Origin of the sequence: Flavobacterium sp. PLA-1-15 (assembly GCF_049060005.1) — a bacterium.
Taxonomy (GTDB): Bacteria; Bacteroidota; Bacteroidia; order Flavobacteriales; family Flavobacteriaceae; genus Flavobacterium.
Genome location: NZ_JBMGQS010000006.1, coordinates 114742 through 134157 on the forward strand (window position 1 = coordinate 114742; position 19416 = coordinate 134157).

The 19416-nt window shown below is 37.7% G+C and carries 18 protein-coding genes; 13 read left to right on the top strand and 5 right to left on the bottom strand.

The features are described 5' to 3' along the window. Positions 1 to 6 precede the first annotated feature (6 nt). Positions 7 to 816 carry an alpha/beta hydrolase gene (locus ACI6PS_RS06450; protein ID WP_421011729.1) on the top strand — a complete coding sequence of 270 codons (810 nt, stop codon included), beginning with the start codon at positions 7 to 9 and terminating at the stop codon, positions 814 to 816. A 64-nt stretch (positions 817 to 880) separates the two neighbouring features. Here ACI6PS_RS06450 and ACI6PS_RS06455 read toward each other — a convergent pair whose 3' ends face one another. Continuing rightward, positions 881 to 1231, bottom strand: a complete 351-nt coding sequence (locus tag ACI6PS_RS06455; RefSeq protein WP_421011730.1) for a hypothetical protein — start codon at positions 1229 to 1231, stop codon at positions 881 to 883. 201 nt (positions 1232 to 1432) lie between these two features. Between ACI6PS_RS06455 and lipA the strand changes: the two genes are divergently transcribed. After that, positions 1433 to 2305 (top strand): lipoyl synthase, encoded by an 873-nt coding sequence (gene lipA, locus ACI6PS_RS06460; RefSeq protein ID WP_421011731.1) that lies wholly within the window; start codon positions 1433 to 1435, stop codon positions 2303 to 2305. Positions 2306 to 2353: 48 nt separating this feature from the next. Beyond that, the gene (gene gap, locus ACI6PS_RS06465; protein ID WP_421011732.1) at positions 2354 to 3352 is read left to right on the top strand and encodes a type I glyceraldehyde-3-phosphate dehydrogenase; all 999 of its coding nucleotides are present in this window, start codon (positions 2354 to 2356) and stop codon (positions 3350 to 3352) included. Positions 3353 to 3442: 90 nt separating this feature from the next. Here gap and ACI6PS_RS06470 read toward each other — a convergent pair whose 3' ends face one another. Beyond that, a complete protein-coding gene (locus ACI6PS_RS06470; RefSeq protein ID WP_421011733.1) occupies positions 3443 to 5077 on the bottom strand; it encodes an ABC-F family ATP-binding cassette domain-containing protein in 1635 nt (544 codons plus the stop codon). Positions 5078 to 5427: 350 nt separating this feature from the next. Between ACI6PS_RS06470 and ACI6PS_RS06475 the strand changes: the two genes are divergently transcribed. From ACI6PS_RS06475 to ACI6PS_RS06485, 3 genes are all read left to right on the top strand, one after another. Then, entirely contained in the window at positions 5428 to 7290 is a 1863-nt protein-coding gene (locus ACI6PS_RS06475; protein ID WP_421011734.1) for an ABC-F family ATP-binding cassette domain-containing protein, read from the top strand. A gap of 193 nt (positions 7291 to 7483) precedes the next feature. Then, positions 7484 to 7768, top strand: coding sequence for a hypothetical protein (locus tag ACI6PS_RS06480; RefSeq protein WP_421011735.1), 285 nt, complete (start codon positions 7484 to 7486; stop codon positions 7766 to 7768). A gap of 13 nt (positions 7769 to 7781) precedes the next feature. Beyond that, entirely contained in the window at positions 7782 to 8039 is a 258-nt protein-coding gene (locus ACI6PS_RS06485; RefSeq protein WP_421011736.1) for a hypothetical protein, read from the top strand. A gap of 43 nt (positions 8040 to 8082) precedes the next feature. Here the strand turns inward: ACI6PS_RS06485 and ACI6PS_RS06490 are convergent, their stop codons facing one another. Next, positions 8083 to 9633, bottom strand: coding sequence for an SDR family NAD(P)-dependent oxidoreductase (locus tag ACI6PS_RS06490; RefSeq protein ID WP_421011737.1), 1551 nt, complete (start codon positions 9631 to 9633; stop codon positions 8083 to 8085). Positions 9634 to 9784: 151 nt separating this feature from the next. Between ACI6PS_RS06490 and ACI6PS_RS06495 the strand changes: the two genes are divergently transcribed. Then, positions 9785 to 10618: an O-methyltransferase gene (locus tag ACI6PS_RS06495; protein WP_421011738.1), complete on the top strand. Its 834-nt coding sequence runs from the start codon at positions 9785 to 9787 to the stop codon at positions 10616 to 10618. Between the two features lie 50 nt (positions 10619 to 10668). Here ACI6PS_RS06495 and ACI6PS_RS06500 read toward each other — a convergent pair whose 3' ends face one another. After that, positions 10669 to 11340 (bottom strand): hypothetical protein, encoded by a 672-nt coding sequence (locus ACI6PS_RS06500; RefSeq protein WP_421011739.1) that lies wholly within the window; start codon positions 11338 to 11340, stop codon positions 10669 to 10671. Positions 11341 to 11605: 265 nt separating this feature from the next. Between ACI6PS_RS06500 and ACI6PS_RS06505 the strand changes: the two genes are divergently transcribed. The 6 genes from ACI6PS_RS06505 (at position 11606) to ACI6PS_RS06530 (ending at position 18686) form a co-directional block, all read left to right on the top strand. Beyond that, positions 11606 to 12178, top strand: coding sequence for a cob(I)yrinic acid a,c-diamide adenosyltransferase (locus ACI6PS_RS06505; RefSeq protein WP_421011740.1), 573 nt, complete (start codon positions 11606 to 11608; stop codon positions 12176 to 12178). 174 nt (positions 12179 to 12352) lie between these two features. Next, on the top strand, positions 12353 to 12574 hold the full coding sequence (locus ACI6PS_RS06510; protein ID WP_022828503.1) for a DUF2795 domain-containing protein: 222 nt from the start codon (positions 12353 to 12355) through the stop codon (positions 12572 to 12574). Between the two features lie 85 nt (positions 12575 to 12659). Further along, on the top strand, positions 12660 to 16019 hold the full coding sequence (gene secA / locus ACI6PS_RS06515; RefSeq protein ID WP_421011741.1) for a preprotein translocase subunit SecA: 3360 nt from the start codon (positions 12660 to 12662) through the stop codon (positions 16017 to 16019). 131 nt (positions 16020 to 16150) lie between these two features. Further along, positions 16151 to 16642, top strand: coding sequence for a hypothetical protein (locus ACI6PS_RS06520; protein WP_421011742.1), 492 nt, complete (start codon positions 16151 to 16153; stop codon positions 16640 to 16642). Positions 16643 to 16806: 164 nt separating this feature from the next. Beyond that, positions 16807 to 17658 (top strand): transketolase, encoded by an 852-nt coding sequence (locus ACI6PS_RS06525; RefSeq protein ID WP_421011743.1) that lies wholly within the window; start codon positions 16807 to 16809, stop codon positions 17656 to 17658. A 74-nt stretch (positions 17659 to 17732) separates the two neighbouring features. After that, positions 17733 to 18686 (top strand): transketolase family protein, encoded by a 954-nt coding sequence (locus ACI6PS_RS06530; RefSeq protein ID WP_421011744.1) that lies wholly within the window; start codon positions 17733 to 17735, stop codon positions 18684 to 18686. A gap of 74 nt (positions 18687 to 18760) precedes the next feature. Here ACI6PS_RS06530 and ACI6PS_RS06535 read toward each other — a convergent pair. Then, positions 18761 to 19416: FKBP-type peptidyl-prolyl cis-trans isomerase (locus tag ACI6PS_RS06535; protein WP_421011745.1), on the bottom strand; the 656-nt coding region annotated here is incomplete at its 5' end.

The window sequence follows — 19416 nt, forward strand, 5'->3', positions numbered from 1 at the left end:
AAAACCATGAAAAAGATTGCACTATTATTATCACTGTTCTTCTCGCTATCTAGCTGTCAAAATGCTCCAGAAAACCAAGACCCAATCCCGAAGCACGACAGCTTCAAGATTACTTCAAAAGCTGTAAACGAAACCCGGACCATCAACATTTGGACACCTGAAGAATATACAAAAAGTACCGACTCGCTTCCTGTTTTGTACATGCTCGACGGTGGCACGAAGGAAGATTTCCCGCATGTAGCCAACACGCTTGCCGAACTTATAAAAGCGAAAAAGATACAGCCAATAATCCTAGTTGGCATTGAAAACACCGAACGAAGAAGAGATCTTACAGGACCAACACAAGTAGCAAAAGACAAAGAGATAGCTCCGGTTGTAGGCGGTTCGGAAAAATTTAGAGCGTTTGTAAAGGACGAACTCTTTGCAGCAATCAACAAACGCTACAGAACCACTGCTGAAAAAGGAATTATCGGAGAATCCGTTGCGGGTCTATTCGTAGTGGAAACGTTTTTACAGCATCCAGAAATGTTCGATTTCTACATTGCCTTCGATCCTTCTCTATGGTGGAACAACCAGCATTTGGTGATAACCGCTAAAGAGCAATTGAAGAAATTTCCAACAGGAGAAAAGAGATTTTGGTTTGCAGGTTCCAATGCGGAAGACATCTATAAAAGTACAAGAGCCCTTTCTGAAACTCTGAAATCAGAAAACATCAAAAACTTAAAATGGCAGTATTCTGATGAACCGAAGGAACAGCACAGCACCATTTTCAGGGCGACAAAAGTAAAAGCACTAGAATGGTCGCTAAAGAAATAAAGACCTGAATAAAAAAAAATCCCTTTCGTTTGAAAGGGATTTTCCAATTTAACCAAATTTATAATCACTCTACAGTAACTGTTTTTGTAATAAAAGTATCTTCAGAATTTTTAAATCGAAGCGTGTAGGTTCCTGAAGCCGTCGGATTAAAACTGTAGACCGCTTCCTTTATTTCCAATGCTTCGGTACAAACACAGCCTTCATATTTGGCAATGACCTTCACCGTAGTGGAATCTCCAATAATCTCCTCGAAGGAGCCAAATTCGCCACAGCCGTTCATTACAACTAACCTAACTTTGAAAAGGAAACCTGCCGCATCTGCATTTTCAACGGATTCTACAGATTCTACATAGGCTTCGGAATAAGACAGGCAATTGTTTGCATTGTCGTCGTTTCCACAGGAAATAAACAACATGAAACTAATCAGTATTAAAAATAGATTTTCATAGCAATTTGTTTTAAGGTTTTTATGTAAGAGCTGCAATCATCAAAATGGTTGCGTAAAACATTAAGAAAACTTTAAACACTGCAGCTTCAAATCTATCCCGAAGAATCGAGACCAAAACCTATAATCTAAAATCATTATTCCTTATCTTTGCCTCTTCAAATTTCGTTTATGGAAAGTGTTTTAGAACCGAATGTACTCCCGACGGGTAAGCCGAAATGGCTGAAGGTAAAACTGCCTATCGGACAAAAATATACTGAACTGCGTGGCTTGGTCGACAAATACAAGCTGAACACGATTTGCACCTCTGGAAGTTGCCCGAATATGGGCGAATGCTGGGGCGAAGGAACGGCTACGTTTATGATTCTAGGAAATGTCTGTACGCGTTCGTGTGGTTTCTGTGGTGTGAAAACCGGAAGGCCTGAAACAGTGGATTGGGACGAACCGGAAAAAGTGGCACGTTCGATCAAGATCATGAACATCAAGCATGCCGTTGTAACGAGTGTAGACCGTGACGATTTAAAAGACATGGGCTCCATCATTTGGCTGGAAACCGTTCGTGCCATCAGAAGAATGAATCCAAACACAACTTTGGAAACGCTGATCCCAGATTTTCAAGGAAACACAAGAAACCTGGACCGAATAGTAGAAGCCAATCCAGAAGTGGTTTCACACAATATGGAAACCGTAAGACGTTTGACCCGTGAGGTAAGAATCCAGGCGAAATACGACAAGAGTTTGGAAGTGTTGCGTTACTTGAAAGAAAAAGGAGTCAACAGGACCAAATCGGGCATTATGCTTGGTTTAGGCGAAACAGAAGACGAAGTAATCCAGACGTTACATGATTTGCGTGATGCAAATGTTGATGTGGTTACGATTGGACAATACCTGCAACCGAGCAAGAAGCACCTTCCCGTAAAAGAATTCATCACACCGGATCAATTTGCAAAGTACGAGAAGATTGGTTTGAAATTGGGTTTCCGTCACGTTGAAAGCGGTGCTTTGGTACGATCATCTTATAAAGCACAGAAACATATTCTTTAATTAATTTTAGATTGCAGATTTCAGATTTAAAATCTGTTCCGAAAATAAATGACTAAAACAAGAATTGCCATTAATGGTTTTGGTAGAATCGGACGAAATTTATTCCGACTTTTACTCAACCATCCTACAATAGAAGTTGTTGCCATCAACGATATCGCCGACAACAGAACAATGTCGCATTTGATAAAATACGACAGCATCCACGGGGTTTTGCCTCATGAATGTTCGTTTGATGAAAACAATATCATTGTAAACGGAAAACAGTATCTGTTCTTCCACGAGAAAAGTATTTCCAACCTCAACTGGGAATCGGCAAATGTAGATATTGTAGTTGAATCTACTGGAAAATACAAAACCTTTGACGAAATCAACGCCCACATTTTGGCTGGAGCCAAAAAAGTAATCTTATCTGCTCCTGCTGAAGTCGACGGCATCAAAACGATTGTTCTAGGTGTAAACGAACACATCTTGGACGGTTCTGAAACGATTGTCTCCAACGCAAGTTGCACCACCAACAATGCCGCTCCGATGATCAAAGTCATCAGTGAGCTTTGCGGTATCGAACAGGCTTATATCACAACGGTCCACTCCTACACTACCGATCAAAGTCTGCACGATCAACCTCATAAAGATTTACGAAGAGCTCGTGGAGCCAGCCAATCTATTGTGCCAACCACAACCGGAGCAGCAAAAGCCCTGACGAAAATCTTCCCTGAATTTGAAGGCAAGATTGGAGGAAGCGGTATCCGTGTTCCCGTTCCGGACGGTTCTTTGACCGATATTACCTGCTATGTAAAAAGAGAAGTGACAATTGAAGAAATAAATGCACGCTTCAAGGAAGTGGCAGAAAACGAACTGAAAGGCATCTTGGCTTATACCGAAGATCCTATTGTTTCGGTTGATATTTTAGGCAATCAAAACTCTTGCTTGTTTGATGCGCAGCTAACATCCGTAATCGATAAGATGGTAAAGGTGGTAGGTTGGTACGACAATGAAATTGGTTATTCTTCCAGAATTATTGATTTGATTAGTCTGATTCGAAAATAAAAAATTTAAACCATTAAGGTAGTACGTTAATTAAGATTTTACTTAATGTTGCTTACTACCTTAATGGTTTTATATTTACAATCATCAACACTATTTCTCAATCTCACGGAGATTCTCCATCTTTTTATGTGCCAAGAATCCGTTGATGTCTTCAAAGTGTTCTTTTACTCTTTTGTTTCCGAATTCAAAAACCTTTGTTGCCAATCCGTCCAAGAAATCACGGTCGTGAGAAACAAGGATCAGTGTTCCATCAAAATCACGGAGCGCATCCTTGATGATGTCTTTGGTTTTCATGTCCAGGTGATTCGAAGGCTCATCCAGAATAAGAAGGTTTACAGGTTCAAGCAATAGTTTAATCATGGCCAGACGCGTTTTCTCTCCTCCAGAAAGCACCTTTACTTTTTTAGTCGTATCATCACCACTAAACATAAAAGCACCTAGTATATTTTTTATCTGCGTACGGATTTCGCCCACTGCAATATTGTCGATCGTTTCAAAGATAGTGGCATTTTCATCCAATAATGAAGCTTGATTTTGAGCAAAATAACCAATTTGCGAATTATGCCCTACTTCTACCGAACCGCTATCGATTCCGATTTCCTTCATGATGGCTTTAATCATTGTTGACTTTCCTTCTCCATTTTTCCCTACAAAGGCAACTTTCTGACCTCTTTCGATTACAATATTGGCATCTTTGAAAACCACGTGATCTCCATAGGATTTCGAAAGATCTTTCACCACAACTGGGTACTGACCTGAACGGGCTGCAGGTGGAAATTTCAATCGCAATGCCGAAGTATCTACCTCATCCACCTGAACAATGGTTAGTTTTTCGAGCATCTTAACCCTTGACTGTACCGCATCTGTTTTTGAGAATGTCCCTTTGAAACGGTCGATAAACGCCTGGTTGTCGGCAATCATTTTTTGCTGTTCGTCGTAGGCTTTCTGCTGATGGATTCTTCTGTCTTTTCGAAGCTCCAAATAATGGGAATATTTGGCCTTGTAGTCGTATATTCTTCCCATTGTAACCTCTATAGTCCTGTTGGTGATGTTATCAACAAACGCTCTATCGTGTGAAATTACCACAACTGCTTTCGCAGAATTGATCAGGAAATCCTCCAGCCATTGGATACTTTCGATGTCCATGTGGTTGGTAGGCTCATCCAGCAAGATCAAATCTGGTTTTTTCAAAAGTATCTTTGCCAATTCGATTCGCATTCTCCATCCACCCGAAAATTCAGATGTCTGACGCGTAAAATCTTCTCTTTCAAAGCCCAGACCCACCAAGATTTTCTCTACTTCGGCTTCGTAGTTGATTTCTTCAATCGCATAATATTTCTCACTCAGATCAGAAACACGCTCGATCAATTTCATATAATCATCCGATTCATAATCAGTACGGACTGTCAGCTGCTCGTTGATTTCATCGATCTCTGCTTTCATTTTAAAAACCTCCTGAAAGGCTTTCGATGCTTCTTCCATAACTGTGGAGCCATCTTTGGCAAGCAAATGCTGTGGAAGATATGCAATTACAGCCTCCTTTGGTGCCGAAATACTTCCGGTGGAAGGTTTGTTTTCGCCTGCAATTATCTTTAGAAGTGTAGATTTTCCTGCTCCATTTTTACCCATAAGGGCAATCTTATCATTTTCATTTATGGCAAAAGAAACATCGCTGAAAAGTGTCGTACCACCAAATTGTACCGAAATATCGTTAACTGTAATCATCTTAAAAAGTTAGAAGTTGGAAGCTGGAAGTTGGAAGACCAAAAACCGTCGCTTTTTTGAAGCTGCAAAGATAGAATAATACTGCAATTGGGCAATTGATAATTTTGATTGAAGAATATAAAGCAATTACATATTGGTCCCGTCCCGAAGCTTCGGGATTCAAAAATGCGAATGGATTTTCCTCTAGCCCCGACTGGAGGGAAAATCCTTTTTATTTTTTTTCTTTAAAAAAATAAAAAGATTTGGAAGGAAGGCGGGAACATGGATTGTTGAAATGCCCAAGTGTTTCGCTCCTAGATAGTATCCGGTTTTCAAATCTAAAAGCTTATTTTTGCAAAAAAATTACCATAGTGAATTATTTATCAGTAGAAAATATATCGAAATCTTTTGGCGAGAGAACGCTTTTTAAGGACATTTCGTTTGGAATCAATAAGGACCAGAAAATTGCTTTTATCGCGAAAAATGGCTCGGGTAAGACGTCGATTATGAAGATTATTAATGGCGAGGACGAGAGTGATACTGGGCAGGTTGTGGTGCGAAAGGATATTAAGATGGCGTTTTTGTCGCAGGATAATAATTTGCAGGAGGAGCTGACGATTGAGGAGAGTATTTTTGCGAGTGATAATGAGACGCTGAAGGTGATTCAGGAGTATGAAAAGGCGTTGGAAAATCCGGAGGATGAGGAAGCCTATCAAAAGGCTTTTGATAGAATGGACCAGCATGATGCTTGGGATTTTGAGACGCAGTTTAAGCAGATTTTGTTTAAATTGAAGTTGGAGGATTTTAAATTGAAGGTGAAAAATCTTTCGGGTGGACAGAAAAAAAGGCTGTCTTTGGCGATTATTTTGATTAGCCGTCCTGACCTTTTGATTTTGGATGAACCAACGAATCACTTGGATTTGGAGATGATCGAATGGTTGGAAAGTTATTTTGCGAAGGAAAATATCACGTTGTTTATGGTGACGCACGACCGTTTCTTTTTGGAGCGTGTTTGTAATGAAATCATTGAATTGGACAATGGGAAATTGTACCAATATAAAGGAAATTACTCCTATTATCTGGAGAAAAAAGAGGAGCGAATTGCTTCGGAAAATTCGAGTATTGACAAGGCTCAGAACTTGTTTAAGAAAGAGTTGGAATGGATGCGAAGACAGCCTAAGGCGAGAACGACAAAGAGTAAATCACGTCAGGATGATTTTTATGTAATCAAGGAGAAAGCCGAAAGCCGACGTAAGGAAAATAAAGTCGAGTTGGAAATCAATATGGAGCGAATGGGTAGCAAAATCATTGAGCTTCATAAGACTTCAAAGAAGTTTGACGATAAGGTTATCTTGGACAATTTCAGTTTTGATTTTCAGCGTGGCGAACGTATCGGGATTATCGGGAAGAACGGAACAGGGAAATCATCATTTTTGAATTTGTTGACGGGTACGATTCCTTTGGATTCTGGAAAAGTGGTTGTGGGTGAGACGATTAAGATTGGATATTATACGCAAAGCGGAATCAATCCGAAACCGGGACAGCGCGTTATTGATATTATTAAGGAGTACGGAGAATATATTCCGCTAACGAAAGGGAAGATTATTTCGGCATCGCAATTGCTGGAGCGTTTTCTTTTTGACAGCAAAAAACAATATGATTATGTAGAAAAATTGAGCGGTGGCGAGTTGAAACGACTGTATTTGTGTACGGTTTTGATTCAGAATCCAAATTTCTTGATTCTCGATGAGCCAACAAATGATTTGGATATCGTGACGTTGAATGTTTTGGAAAGTTTTCTTTTGGATTATCCGGGATGTTTGTTGGTGGTTTCGCACGATAGGTATTTTATGGACAAGATTGTGGATTTGCTTTTTGTTTTTAGAGGCGATGGAGTAATTGAGAATTTCCCTGGGAATTATTCGGATTTCAGGGCGTATGAGGACAGTGCAGATGTGCAACAAAAAGAAGATAATAAAACGGAGAAAAAAGCTTGGAAACAAAACAATCCGACTGGGAATTTGACGTTTAACGAGCAAAAGGAATTCCAGAAAATCGAGCGTGAGATTAAGGATTTGGAACTAGAAAAAGCGAAGATTGAATTGTTGTTTTCTGAAGGAAAAGTGGCTGATGCTGAGATTGAGAAAAGGGCGAATGAATTGCAGGTGATTATCAAAAAGATGGAAGATAAGGAAGAACGATGGTTTGAATTATCTGCTAAAATGGAAGGTTGATTCTCGCAAAGACGCGGAGACGCAAAGTTTTACTTTTGAAACATTAAGAAATTAAGTTTGATTAAGAAATATACAAAAAACCACAATTTGATTTAACTCGATTGTGGTTTTTTATTTTGATAAAACTTAAAATTAAAAGTACTTTGTATTTCAAAGTTTTTTATATTTGTCAAGAATTTAAACTTGAAACGTTATGAAAAACAAAAGATTTATGGGCATTTTGCTAGCAATAGCAGTGCTTTTGTGTATTCCTTTGATTGCAATGCAATTTACAAACGAAGTAGTTTGGACTTTATCAGACTTTATAATTGCAGGAATTCTGTTACTAGGAACTGGAATAGTGATTGAAATTGTAGCAAGAAATGTAAAGGAAAAAACAACAAAGATTACAATGATAATAGGAACATTTATTGTTCTTTTCTTGGTTTGGGCAGAAATGGCGGTGGGAATTTTTGGCAGCCCGATTGCTGGTTCATAAATATCTTAACGTTATGAAAAACAATTCAAACTTAATCAGTCAGCTATTTGGCGTAATCGTTTTTACGATTGGAATTTTAAATATTTTCCTTGTAGATTATAGACCGGGAATTATTTACATCCTCCTTTCTGCAATCTATTTTATCCCAGCTCAATCCATTACAAAAAACGAAACGAGGTTGAAGATTCTGAAAATATTTAAAATACTTTTTGGAATAATAATTATTTGGTTTACGCTAGGAGTTAGTGATCTTGGAGATATGTATCTATAAAAAAACCACAACTGACATTGTGGTTTTTTTATAGCTTAAATCTTTACCAAGCAATCGGATTATAATCTTTTAAGAATTTTCCGCTCCAATGTTTTCCTGTATTGATACCATCAAACAACGGATCCATCACTCTTGCGGCACCATCAACAATATCCAATGGCGGTTGAAAATCTTGCTCTTCTTGTTTTCTTTTTGCTAATTCTGCAGGATCTTCATCCGTTACCCAGCCTGTGTCAACGGCGTTCATAAAAATGCCGTCTTTAGCTAAAGTTCCTGCGGCAGTATGTGTTAACATATTCAAAGCGGCTTTCGCCATATTCGTGTGTGGATGGCGGTCTTCTTTGAAATCTCGGTAGAATTTGCCTTCCATTGCCGAAACGTTGATGATGTGTTTTTTGCCCGTGTTGTCTTTCTTCATTACTTCTGAAAGACGGTTGCAAAGAACAAATGGCGCTACGGAATTAACCAACTGCACTTCAATCATTTCCGTAGTTTCAATTTGACCTAATTTCAATCGCCAGCTGTTTGTTTTTCGTAAATCGACTTGTTGCAAATCGGCATCCAATTTTCCTTCCGGAAAAACTTCTTGTGCTACAAGAGTATTATCAAACGAATAAGGAATCTGCGATAATTTGGCGGAAGCCCTCAAACCAATTCCAGGTTCTGGTCCATGCCACGTTACCGGCATATTTTGGTTAGATGAAGCTCCGATGGTTAAGACTTTTAACTCTTCCAAACAATTCAAATGATCGTTCAGCAAGCTTTGAACATCGGGATGAAATTCTGAAATTGGCTTTTCTTCGTTTTCCATCATGTGCGTGTAAAATCCTGCAGGACGTCTTACTGTTTGTGCGGCATTATTGATCAAAATGTCCAATCGGCCGTATTTTTGTTCGATAAAATTGCAGAAAATTTCCACGCTTGGAATGTGTCGCAAATCCAATCCGTGGATTTTTAAACGATGTCCCCACTCTTTGAAATCTTCTTCTTTTGCGAAGCGAATTGCCGAGTCAACAGGAAAACGCGTCGTTGCAACAACTGTCGCTCCGCCTCGTAATAGCATCAACGTAATATGATAACCAATTTTCAAACGAGAACCTGTGATTACAGCAATTTGTCCGCTTACATCAGCCGTTTGAAAACGTTTTGCATAATTGAAATCACCACAATCGGTACACATCGTATCATAAAAATGATGCATTTTGGTAAATTTAGTTTTGCAAACGTAGCAGATTCTTGGCACTTTCAGTTCCAAAACTTCTTTGTTCAGAAGCTCATTTGAAGCCAATAATTTTGGAGCTACAAAAATACTTGCTTCTCTGGCCGAACGGATTCCAGTTTCTTTTCTAGCAGTTCTGTCCTTGTTTTCTTCCTTCTTTTTAGCTAAAGCTTTTGCATCTTTTTTTCTTTTGGCAAATTCTTCTCTGTCAGGTCTGGAAAATTTCCCCGCTGCTTTGATTAACGCGGTCCTTTGTTCTTTTGGAATTTCGAAAATTTGGGAAGTTTCTGCGTTTAATTGTTCCAAAATGGCAATGCATCGGTCAATCTCTTCGGCAGAAAGTATGTTTTTTGTTTCTATTTCTTCGTTCATCATTCTATGGAATTCCTTTTACGAATTCTTCGGATGCAAAGATAGTGTTTAAAGTCGCAAAGGAACAAAGTTTCAGAGTTGCAAAGTTTAGGCTATTGGCTTATCTCTTTTGGCTATTGCCTGTGAATTTGTATCTTCGCCACACTTATAAATTATGCAACATATCTTTAAATCTTATCTGAAATTTCTTTGGAAATCCACAAATGCTCACGGCGTTCATTCACCTTTTGTGTTTGATTTGGTTCGAAAATGTTTTTATGATATGACGGATTATCCCGAATATAAAGTTTTAAAAAATTACCGAAATGCACTTCTTCAAAATAAAAATACGATTGAAGTAACAGATTTTGGAGCCGGTTCACGGGTTTTTAAATCAAATACACGAGCGATAAATAAGATTGCAAAAAATGCTGGAATTTCGGCTAAAGATGCAGAACTTTTGTTTAGAATTGTAAATTATTTCAAGCCAACGAATATTTTAGAAATCGGAACTTCGTTAGGATTGGCTACTTCTGCCCTAGCGGTAAACAATTCTGCGGAAATTATCACTTTGGAAGGTTGTCAAGAAACCGCTAAAGTAGCTCAATTACAATTTCAAAAATTCAATTTCAATGTGAATTTAAAGGTAACAGAATTCAACGACTATCTGCAAACCTTAAACCTTAAACCTCTAACCTACAACCTTATCTACTTCGACGGAAATCATTCAAAAGATGCAACTTTAAACTATTTCGAATTGCTTTTGCCCACAATTTCCAACGAAACCGTTTGGATATTCGATGATATTCATTGGTCAGAAGGAATGGAAGAAGCTTGGGAAATCATAAAAAATCATCCGAAAGTAACTGTAACGGTTGATACGTTTCAATGGGGATTGGTCTTTTTTAGAAAAGAACAAGAAAAGGAACATTTTATCATTAGAACCAAAAAATCATTCTTTTTAGATAACATTTTAGGAGCAAAAAAACTTTGGGGTTTGCTTAAATAAAAAATGACTGCCATTATTGACAGTCATTTTTCTTCAAACTTTAAGAATGTTTATTCTTTAGCATCAGCATTTTCTTCTGCCTTAGCTCCCATTCTTTCCCATTTGAATTTTGGAGCGAATTTTAATTTCAATTCAGCAATTTTCAAGTTGTCTTTAGAAGATAAACCTTCTTTTTCTACTTTGTTTTTATGAGCATCTAAAGCTTCATACATTGCCTTGATATGGTCAAAATCTTCTCTCGAATAAGTGTTTTTATTAGCTTCAAATTCATTGTAGAAATCATTGTAAACTTTTAAGATATTATCCTTGTTTACCCATGAAAAATCCATGTTTTCTCCAATATTACCAGCTTTAAAATAAGCAGAACTCAAAGCTTGCTTTCTGTTTGCCGGATTGTTAGCAGCAACTTTTTCTGCTTCTGCTTCCATTTTAGCTTTTAGTTCAGCATATTTAGATTTTGCTTTTTCAACTCTGTTTTCCGCATTGGTTTTGTCTCCAGCATCTACAAGTGCCGCTTCTGCATTTGAAGTTTGTTCATCATACGCTGCATCAATTGATTCCCAATTTGCCTGAGCATCCGCAGCAGCAATATTGCTCACAGAATCTACATACTTTTCATATCGGTCTAAAGTTACTTCAGCATTCTTTTCTGCTTCGCTTTTACAAGATGTAAAACTTACAGCAACAACTGCTGCTCCTAATAATAAATTGATCTTTTTCATAATAATTGGTTTTTGATTTTATTTTAAACAAATGTAAGTCAAATATTAAATACAATCTTAATTTAAGTTAATATTTTATGAATAATTTAATATTTTACCGATTTAATATAAAAAATATACAAATTACATAACTTTAAAATTGAATTGTATAATACTATATCTTACCTAAAGTCTTATAATTATATCTGAAAGCTTGTAAATACTCGACATTATTAATGACAGATTTAAAAAAAACTTTTAACCTTTGCAAACAACCTCAATTATCATGAAAGTATATACTAAAACAGGAGACAAAGGAACAACAGCCTTATTTGGAGGCGATCGAGTTCCGAAACATCATATCCGAATTGAAAGTTATGGAACGGTCGATGAACTGAATTCTCACATCGGTTTAATCCGTGACCAAGAAATGAATGCTCATTATAAGGATATCTTGATTCAAATTCAAGACAGACTCTTTACAGTTGGTGCCATATTGGCCACACCTCCGGCAAAGGAGCTTCTAAAAAATGGAAAAGAACGATTAAATATTCCAAAAATTATTGAAGGCGACATTCAATTACTTGAAAATGAAATTGATGAAATGGAAAACAGCCTTCCCCAGATGACGCATTTCGTCTTGCCAGGCGGACATACAACCGTGTCATATTGTCACATTGCACGTTGTGTTTGCCGTCGAGCGGAACGATTATCAGTGCATTTAAATGAGATTGAGCCTACTGATGACTTCGTTATCAAGTACCTAAACCGACTTTCTGACTACCTTTTTGTCTTGGCACGGAAGTTGTCCTCAGACCTTCAAGCAGAAGAAGTAAAATGGATTCCAACTAAGTTATAGTTGAATAGTCTCTATGTTAATCTTATGTGAATTTTTAGGCATAAAATGCAGTGTTTTCAGCAATTGAGCCCTAATAATTTTAAACACGTTCTTAACTTTCTGAAAATAAACGAATTTTTACTTGACTATTTCAGTAAAAAATTTATTTTTGCATAAACTAAAAATCGATAGAAGATGTATTGGACATTAGAATTAGCATCCTATTTAAGCGATGCGCCGTGGCCAGCAACCAAAGACGAACTTATCGACTACGCTATTAGAGCGGGAGCTCCACTTGAAGTGGTTGAAAACCTACAATCTATAGAAGACGAAGGCGAGATTTACGAATCAATGGAAGAAATTTGGCCAGATTATCCAACCGACGAAGATTATCTTTGGAACGAGGATGAATATTAAAAAATAAAACCAATGAAAAAGTCTCGATTGAGGCTTTTTTTTTGGTTAAATTTGCACACATTTATTTAATAGAAATTATATTATTATGAGTTTCATAAACAGCATACTGAAAGCCTTTGTAGGTGACAAATCGGAGAAAGATGTAAAATCTTTACAACCTTACTTGACCAAGATCAAAGCGCTTGAAAGTAGCCTTGCTTCGTTATCCAACGACGAATTAAGAGCAAAAACAGTTGAGTTTAAAGCAAAAATCAAACAAGCCCGACTGGAAAAAGACACTAAAATTGAGTCTTTAAAGCTAGAAGTTGAAAAAACGCAAGATATTGACGCAAAAGAAGACATCTATGCTTCTATTGACGCTTTGGAAAAAGAAGCCTACGATCTTTCTGAAAAGACGTTGATGGAAATCCTTCCAGAAGCTTTTGCTGTTGTTAAAGAAACTGCCAGAAGATTTAAAGAAAATACCCAAATAAGAGTAAAATCTACTCCAAAGGACCTTGAACTTTCTGCTTCAAAAGCCTATATCACTATTGAAGGTGACGATGCTGTTTGGGCAAATTCTTGGAACGCAGCCGGAAAAGACATCACTTGGGACATGATCCATTACGATGTTCAGTTAATAGGTGGTATGGTGTTGCACCAAGGAAAAGTAGCCGAGATGCAAACGGGTGAAGGAAAAACATTAGTGGCAACTTTACCTCTTTATCTGAATGCCTTGACAGGAAACGGAGTACACTTGGTAACGGTGAACGACTACCTTGCAAAACGTGATAGTACATGGAAAGCACCTCTTTTTGAATTCCACGGAATTACCGTTGATTGTATCGACAACCACCAGCCAAACTCTGACGCAAGAAGAAAAGCATACGAAGCGGATATTACTTATGGAACAAATAACGAATTTGGTTTCGATTATTTGAGAGACAATATGGCACATTCGCCAGCTGATTTGGTTCAAAGAAAACATAACTATGCAATTGTCGATGAGGTCGATTCTGTATTGATTGATGACGCGAGAACGCCATTGATTATTTCAGGACCAGTTCCACAAGGAGACCGTCATGAGTTTAATGAATTGAAGCCAAAAGTTGAAAACCTAGTGAGCCTTCAAAGACAATTGGCAAATGGATTTTTAGCGGAAGCGAAAAGATTAATCAAAGAAGGAAACACTAAAGATGGTGGTTTCGTTTTGTTAAGGGCTTACAGAGCCTTGCCAAAAAACAAAGCTTTGATTAAATTCTTGAGTGAAGAAGGAATCAAACAATTGCTTCAAAAAACCGAAAATCAATACATGCAGGACAACAATCGTGACATGCATAAGATTGATGAAGCGTTGTATTTTGTAATCGAAGAAAAAAACAATCAAGTTGAATTGACCGATAACGGAATCAAATTCCTTTCGGGAGATACCGATAGCGATTTCTTCCTTTTACCAGACATCGGAACTGAAATTGCGCGAATTGAAAAATTAAACCTTGAAAAAGACGCTGAAGCGGAAGAAAAAGAAAAGCTTTTCCAAGATTTCTCTATCAAAAGCGAAAGAATCCATACGCTAACACAATTGCTTAAAGCCTATTCTTTATTCGAAAAAGATGTTGAATACGTGATCATGGACAACAAGATCATGATTGTTGACGAGCAAACGGGTCGTATCATGGACGGTCGTCGTTATTCGGATGGTTTGCACCAAGCAATTGAAGCCAAGGAAAATGTAAAAATCGAAGCGGCAACACAAACTTTTGCAACGGTAACGTTACAGAACTACTTTAGAATGTACAAAAAACTGGGCGGTATGACAGGAACAGCAGTTACTGAAGCCGGCGAGTTATGGGAAATATATAAATTGGACGTGGTGGAAATTCCAACCAACCGTCCAATGGCTAGAAAAGACAAGGAAGATTTGATCTACAAAACTACGCGTGAAAAATTTAACGCAGTAATTGAAGATGTAACCGAACTTTCTGCTTCCGGAAGACCTGTTTTGATCGGAACAACTTCGGTTGAAATCTCAGAATTGTTAAGCCGTATGCTTAAAATGAGAGGTGTTACCCACAACGTTTTGAATGCAAAAATGCACAAGCAGGAAGCACAGATTGTTGAAGAAGCAGGAAAGCCAGGTGTTGTAACTATCGCAACGAATATGGCCGGTCGTGGTACCGATATTAAATTGACCGCTGAAGTTAAAGCGGCAGGTGGTTTGGCCATCATCGGTACAGAGCGTCATGATTCTCGTCGTGTTGACCGTCAGTTGAGAGGTCGTGCAGGACGTCAGGGAGATGTTGGTAGTTCCCAGTTCTATGTTTCTTTGGAAGACAACTTGATGCGTCTTTTTGGTTCTGAAAGAGTAGCCAAAGTAATGGACAGAATGGGATTGAAAGAAGGAGAAGTAATTCAGCATTCAATGATGACCAAGTCGATTGAAAGAGCTCAGAAAAAAGTAGAAGAAAACAACTTTGGTGTTCGTAAACGTCTATTGGAATACGATGATGTCATGAATGCACAACGTGAAGTAGTTTACAAACGTCGTCGCCACGCTTTACACGGTGAGCGTTTGAAAGTAGATATCGCGAATATGATTTACGATACTTGCGAACTTATTGCTTCTTCTAACAAAGAAACAAACGATTTCAAAAATTTCGAATTCGAATTGATCCGTTATTTCTCGATCACCTCACCAGTTTCTGAAAGTGATTTCGCGAAATTATCTGTTAATGAATTGGCCGGAAAAGTATACAAGGCGACTTTAGAATATTACACAGAAAAAACAGCAAGAAGTGCCAGAGAGGCCTTCCCTATCATCAAGAATGTTTTTGAAAACGAAAACAATCAATTTGAAAGAATCGTAGTTCCATTTACAGATGGAATCAAGACTTTGAACGTGGTTACCGATTTGAAAAAAGCATACGACACTGAAGGTCAACAATTGATTGCCGATTTCGAAAAGAACATCACACTTGCCATTGTGGATGAAGCTTGGAAAAAGCACTTGCGTAAAATGGACGAATTAAAACAATCGGTTCAATTGGCCGTTCACGAACAAAAGGATCCATTGCTTATCTACAAATTCGAAGCATTCAAATTATTCAGCAACATGTTGAACGGTGTGAACAAAGAAGTAGTTTCGTTCTTGTTCAAAGGTGATTTGCCACAGCAACAAAATGCTCCAGCAATTCAAGAAGCAAAAGAAGTGGTTCGCCCAAAAGAAAAATTGACGATTTCTAAAGATGAAATTCCAAACAGCGAGCAAGCATCTGCCGAAAATCATGAAGCCGGACAAACACAACAACGTCAGGTTACGGAAACGATTACACGCGATCAGCCGAAAATCAACCGTAATGACAATGTTACCGTGAAACACATCATGAGCGGAAAAACCGAAACGATGAAATACAAAAAAGCTGAAACGCTTTTATCAACTGGAGAATGGGTTATCGTTAACGAATAACAAATTTTCATTTCAAATAGAATTCCCCAATTGCAATTGTAATTGGGGATTTTTTTTTGCTAAGCTAACTATAAGATGAAAAATTTAATTTTTTAGATTTTCTAATTCTTACATTTGAATAAATTTTAAAAATGGAAAAAACAAAAGAACTCATAAAATTGTTATTGGCAGATTTCGAATTGGAAAACGAAGATGAAATCATCGCAAATCTTACTTTGGCAAAAGAAAATCCGACCGAATATCTGAAAGAAAATGATGCAGAATGGCTGGAGGAATTTGCCCCAGAAGATGCCCTGCAATTTGCCATTATCAATGAAATCTATGATTTTATAATCGTTGGAGATAAGATTGATGAAATCCACGAACTAATTGTAGACGAGTTTGAAGGCGATTTTCCTGAATATCCTTATGAACTGAAATTGAATACACAGGAATATCTAGAATGGGTTTCCCTACAAATTGACGAAAATTATCCTGATCTGGAACTGATTGAATTCGGAGACAGCTTTAGCGATTCGATTCAATTGTTATTGGTTCTGAAAAAAGATGTTGCTCGAATTAAAGAACTTGCATCAGAATTTGACATCCGTTGTAATAGGGCTGATGAAATTTTGAAGCTATAAGTTTGCAATGATTTCGTGATGCATCAAATCCTCAAATTAAATACTAATTTGAGGATTTTTTTATTCCTCAAACTCTTAACAACTTCTTTAAAATCTAAATTTTCGATGATTAAAAAATCGAATTATCTGATTATCTTTGCGCAAGTTTAACTTTAAGACATACAATGAAGCGCAACACACAACAACTAAACAATTTATGCATTCAAGTAAGAAGAGACATTCTTAGAATGGTTCATGCAGTAAATTCAGGCCATCCGGGAGGTTCTCTTGGCTGTACAGAATTTCTTGTAGCTCTTTATCAAAATCTAATGGACCGCAAGGAAGGTTTTGACATGAACGGTATCGGGGAAGATTTGTTCTTTCTTTCAAACGGACATATTTCGCCTGTTTTCTACAGCGTTTTGGCCAGAAGCGGTTACTTTCCGGTTTCAGAATTGGCGACTTTCCGTCATATCAATTCTCGTCTTCAAGGACATCCAACAACACACGAAGGATTACCTGGAGTAAGAGTTGCATCTGGTTCATTAGGACAAGGTTTGTCAGTAGCCATTGGTGCTGCTCAAGCAAAAAAACTGAACAACGACAATCATTTGATTTATGCACTTCTTGGTGATGGAGAATTACAAGAAGGACAAAACTGGGAAGCGATCATGTATGCTTCTGCAAAAAAAGTAGACAACCTTATTGCTACTATCGACCTTAATGGAAAACAGATTGACGGAACTACCGATGATGTTTTGAACATGGGAAGCGTTCGTGCAAAATTTGAAGCTTTTGACTGGCATGTTATCGACATCAAAGAAGGAAATAATATCGAAGCTATCATTGCTGGTATGACAGAAGCAAAATCAAAGACTGGAAATGGAAAACCGGTTTGTGTTTTGTTGCATACCGAAATGGGTAATGGTGTAGATTATATGATGTACAGCCACGCTTGGCACGGAAAAGCGCCAAACGACGAACAATTGGCGACAGCATTAACTCAAAACTATTGTGAAGGCGAAAGCGACTATTAATGATGAGTTATAAATTATAAGTTATGAATAATTTCATATTCTTTTAATTTTTAAATCCTTCAATTTAAATCAAAATGAAAAAATATACAAATACAGGAAGTAAAGATACTCGTTCAGGTTTTGGAGCGGGAATGACAGAATTAGGTCAGAAAAATGAAAATGTTGTGGCCCTTTGTGCGGATTTAATTGGATCATTAAAATTTGATGAATTCAAAAAAAATCACCCAGAGCGTTTCTTTCAAATCGGAATTGCTGAAGCCAACATGATTGGTATTGCGGCAGGTTTGACCATCGGTGGAAAAATTCCATTTACCGGAACTTTTGCCAACTTTTCTACAGGAAGAGTTTACGATCAGATCCGTCAGTCGGTAGCTTATTCTGATAAAAATGTAAAAATTTGTGCTTCTCACGCAGGTCTTACTTTGGGAGAAGATGGCGCAACTCACCAAATCCTTGAAGACATCGGCTTAATGAAAATGTTACCAGGAATGACCGTAATCAACACTTGCGATTATAACCAAACTAAAGCTGCTACATTAGCATTGGCTGACCACCACGGACCAGCTTACTTGCGTTTTGGTCGTCCAGTTGTGCCAAACTTTATGCCTGCTGACGAACCTTTCGTAATTGGAAAAGCAATTTTATTAAACGAAGGTTCTGACGTAACGATTGTTGCTACAGGACATTTGGTATGGGAAGCCCTTGTTGCCGCCGAAGCTTTGGAAGCAAAAGGAATTTCTGCTGAAGTAATTAACATCCACACCATCAAACCTTTGGATGAAGAGGCAATCTTAAAATCGTTGGCAAAAACAAAATGTATTGTCACTGCAGAAGAACACAATATTCTTGGTGGTTTGGGAGAAAGCGTTGCGAGAGTTTTATCTGCGAACAGTCCGGCTCCACAGGAGTTTGTAGCAGTTAACGATAGCTTCGGAGAATCTGGAACACCAGAACAATTGATGGAAAAATACAAGCTGAACAACCAAGCAATTGTGGAAGCTGTTGAAAGAGTAATGAAAAGAAAATAATATTTCTTTCCTTATTTATATAAAAAATCCAGTTCAATGAACTGGATTTTTTTGTTTGTATTACATTCTCTATTTTAGTGACAAGTAGGATCTAAATGTCTTCTTAAACGAGCTGGATTTGTATAGTCCACATTTGCTGGGTTTGAATCACAGTTTGGAATACCACGTGTTTCAGTTTCATCTTCTGGTGTCGCAGGATTGTCTACAATAGGATCGAATGGATAATACTTGCTTGGACCAGTATAGGGAACATCCTCTCCTGTCGGCTTAGTAATTTCTCTTATTGTAAGATATCCATCGCCATCATCATCTACATCCAAGAAATCAGGTATGCCATCACCATCGGTATCTATTGTATAAGGGTCTTCACTTCCAAAACTTTCGTATTTTGTTTTTACACCATCTCTGTCGTGATCTCTTTCTCTTATTTTGTGCAGCCTAACCGTAAAAACCAGAGGCGAATAAGAAGGTATGTTGTCCTGATATCTGTTGAAGTAACCTAAACCAGAAGGAATAAATACCACTCCAGATCCATAGTTACTAAAAGTAATTTCTCCCGTATCAGGATTTTCACTAGAATCGCCACTCTTCAACAAAGAGGTAAATTGCCTGAATCCAGAAATAACACTTATCTCGGTAGAGCTTATTTGTGGAAAGGTAAACCATGTCGGCGAGTTTCTTATATCAAATTGTGAGTTATCAAGTGTCCAGCCTCTATATGTTACAAAAG

Excerpts from the sequence above, each read along its gene's own strand:
- ACI6PS_RS06505 (WP_421011740.1), top strand. The coding sequence starts at position 11,606 with ATGAAAGTATATACTAAAACAGGAGACAAAGGAACAACAGCCTTATTT.
- ACI6PS_RS06495 (WP_421011738.1), top strand. The coding sequence starts at position 9,785 with ATGCAACATATCTTTAAATCTTATCTGAAATTTCTTTGGAAATCCACA.
- ACI6PS_RS06455 (WP_421011730.1), bottom strand. The coding sequence starts at position 1,231 with ATGTTGTTTATTTCCTGTGGAAACGACGACAATGCAAACAATTGCCTG.
- ACI6PS_RS06480 (WP_421011735.1), top strand. The coding sequence starts at position 7,484 with ATGAAAAACAAAAGATTTATGGGCATTTTGCTAGCAATAGCAGTGCTT.
- ACI6PS_RS06530 (WP_421011744.1), top strand. The coding sequence starts at position 17,733 with ATGAAAAAATATACAAATACAGGAAGTAAAGATACTCGTTCAGGTTTT.
- ACI6PS_RS06525 (WP_421011743.1), top strand. The coding sequence starts at position 16,807 with ATGAAGCGCAACACACAACAACTAAACAATTTATGCATTCAAGTAAGA.
- ACI6PS_RS06470 (WP_421011733.1), bottom strand. The coding sequence starts at position 5,077 with ATGATTACAGTTAACGATATTTCGGTACAATTTGGTGGTACGACACTT.
- ACI6PS_RS06510 (WP_022828503.1), top strand. The coding sequence starts at position 12,353 with ATGTATTGGACATTAGAATTAGCATCCTATTTAAGCGATGCGCCGTGG.
- ACI6PS_RS06500 (WP_421011739.1), bottom strand. The coding sequence starts at position 11,340 with ATGAAAAAGATCAATTTATTATTAGGAGCAGCAGTTGTTGCTGTAAGT.
- ACI6PS_RS06490 (WP_421011737.1), bottom strand. The coding sequence starts at position 9,633 with ATGATGAACGAAGAAATAGAAACAAAAAACATACTTTCTGCCGAAGAG.
- lipA (WP_421011731.1), top strand. The coding sequence starts at position 1,433 with ATGGAAAGTGTTTTAGAACCGAATGTACTCCCGACGGGTAAGCCGAAA.
- secA (WP_421011741.1), top strand. The coding sequence starts at position 12,660 with ATGAGTTTCATAAACAGCATACTGAAAGCCTTTGTAGGTGACAAATCG.
- ACI6PS_RS06485 (WP_421011736.1), top strand. The coding sequence starts at position 7,782 with ATGAAAAACAATTCAAACTTAATCAGTCAGCTATTTGGCGTAATCGTT.
- gap (WP_421011732.1), top strand. The coding sequence starts at position 2,354 with ATGACTAAAACAAGAATTGCCATTAATGGTTTTGGTAGAATCGGACGA.
- ACI6PS_RS06450 (WP_421011729.1), top strand. The coding sequence starts at position 7 with ATGAAAAAGATTGCACTATTATTATCACTGTTCTTCTCGCTATCTAGC.
- ACI6PS_RS06520 (WP_421011742.1), top strand. The coding sequence starts at position 16,151 with ATGGAAAAAACAAAAGAACTCATAAAATTGTTATTGGCAGATTTCGAA.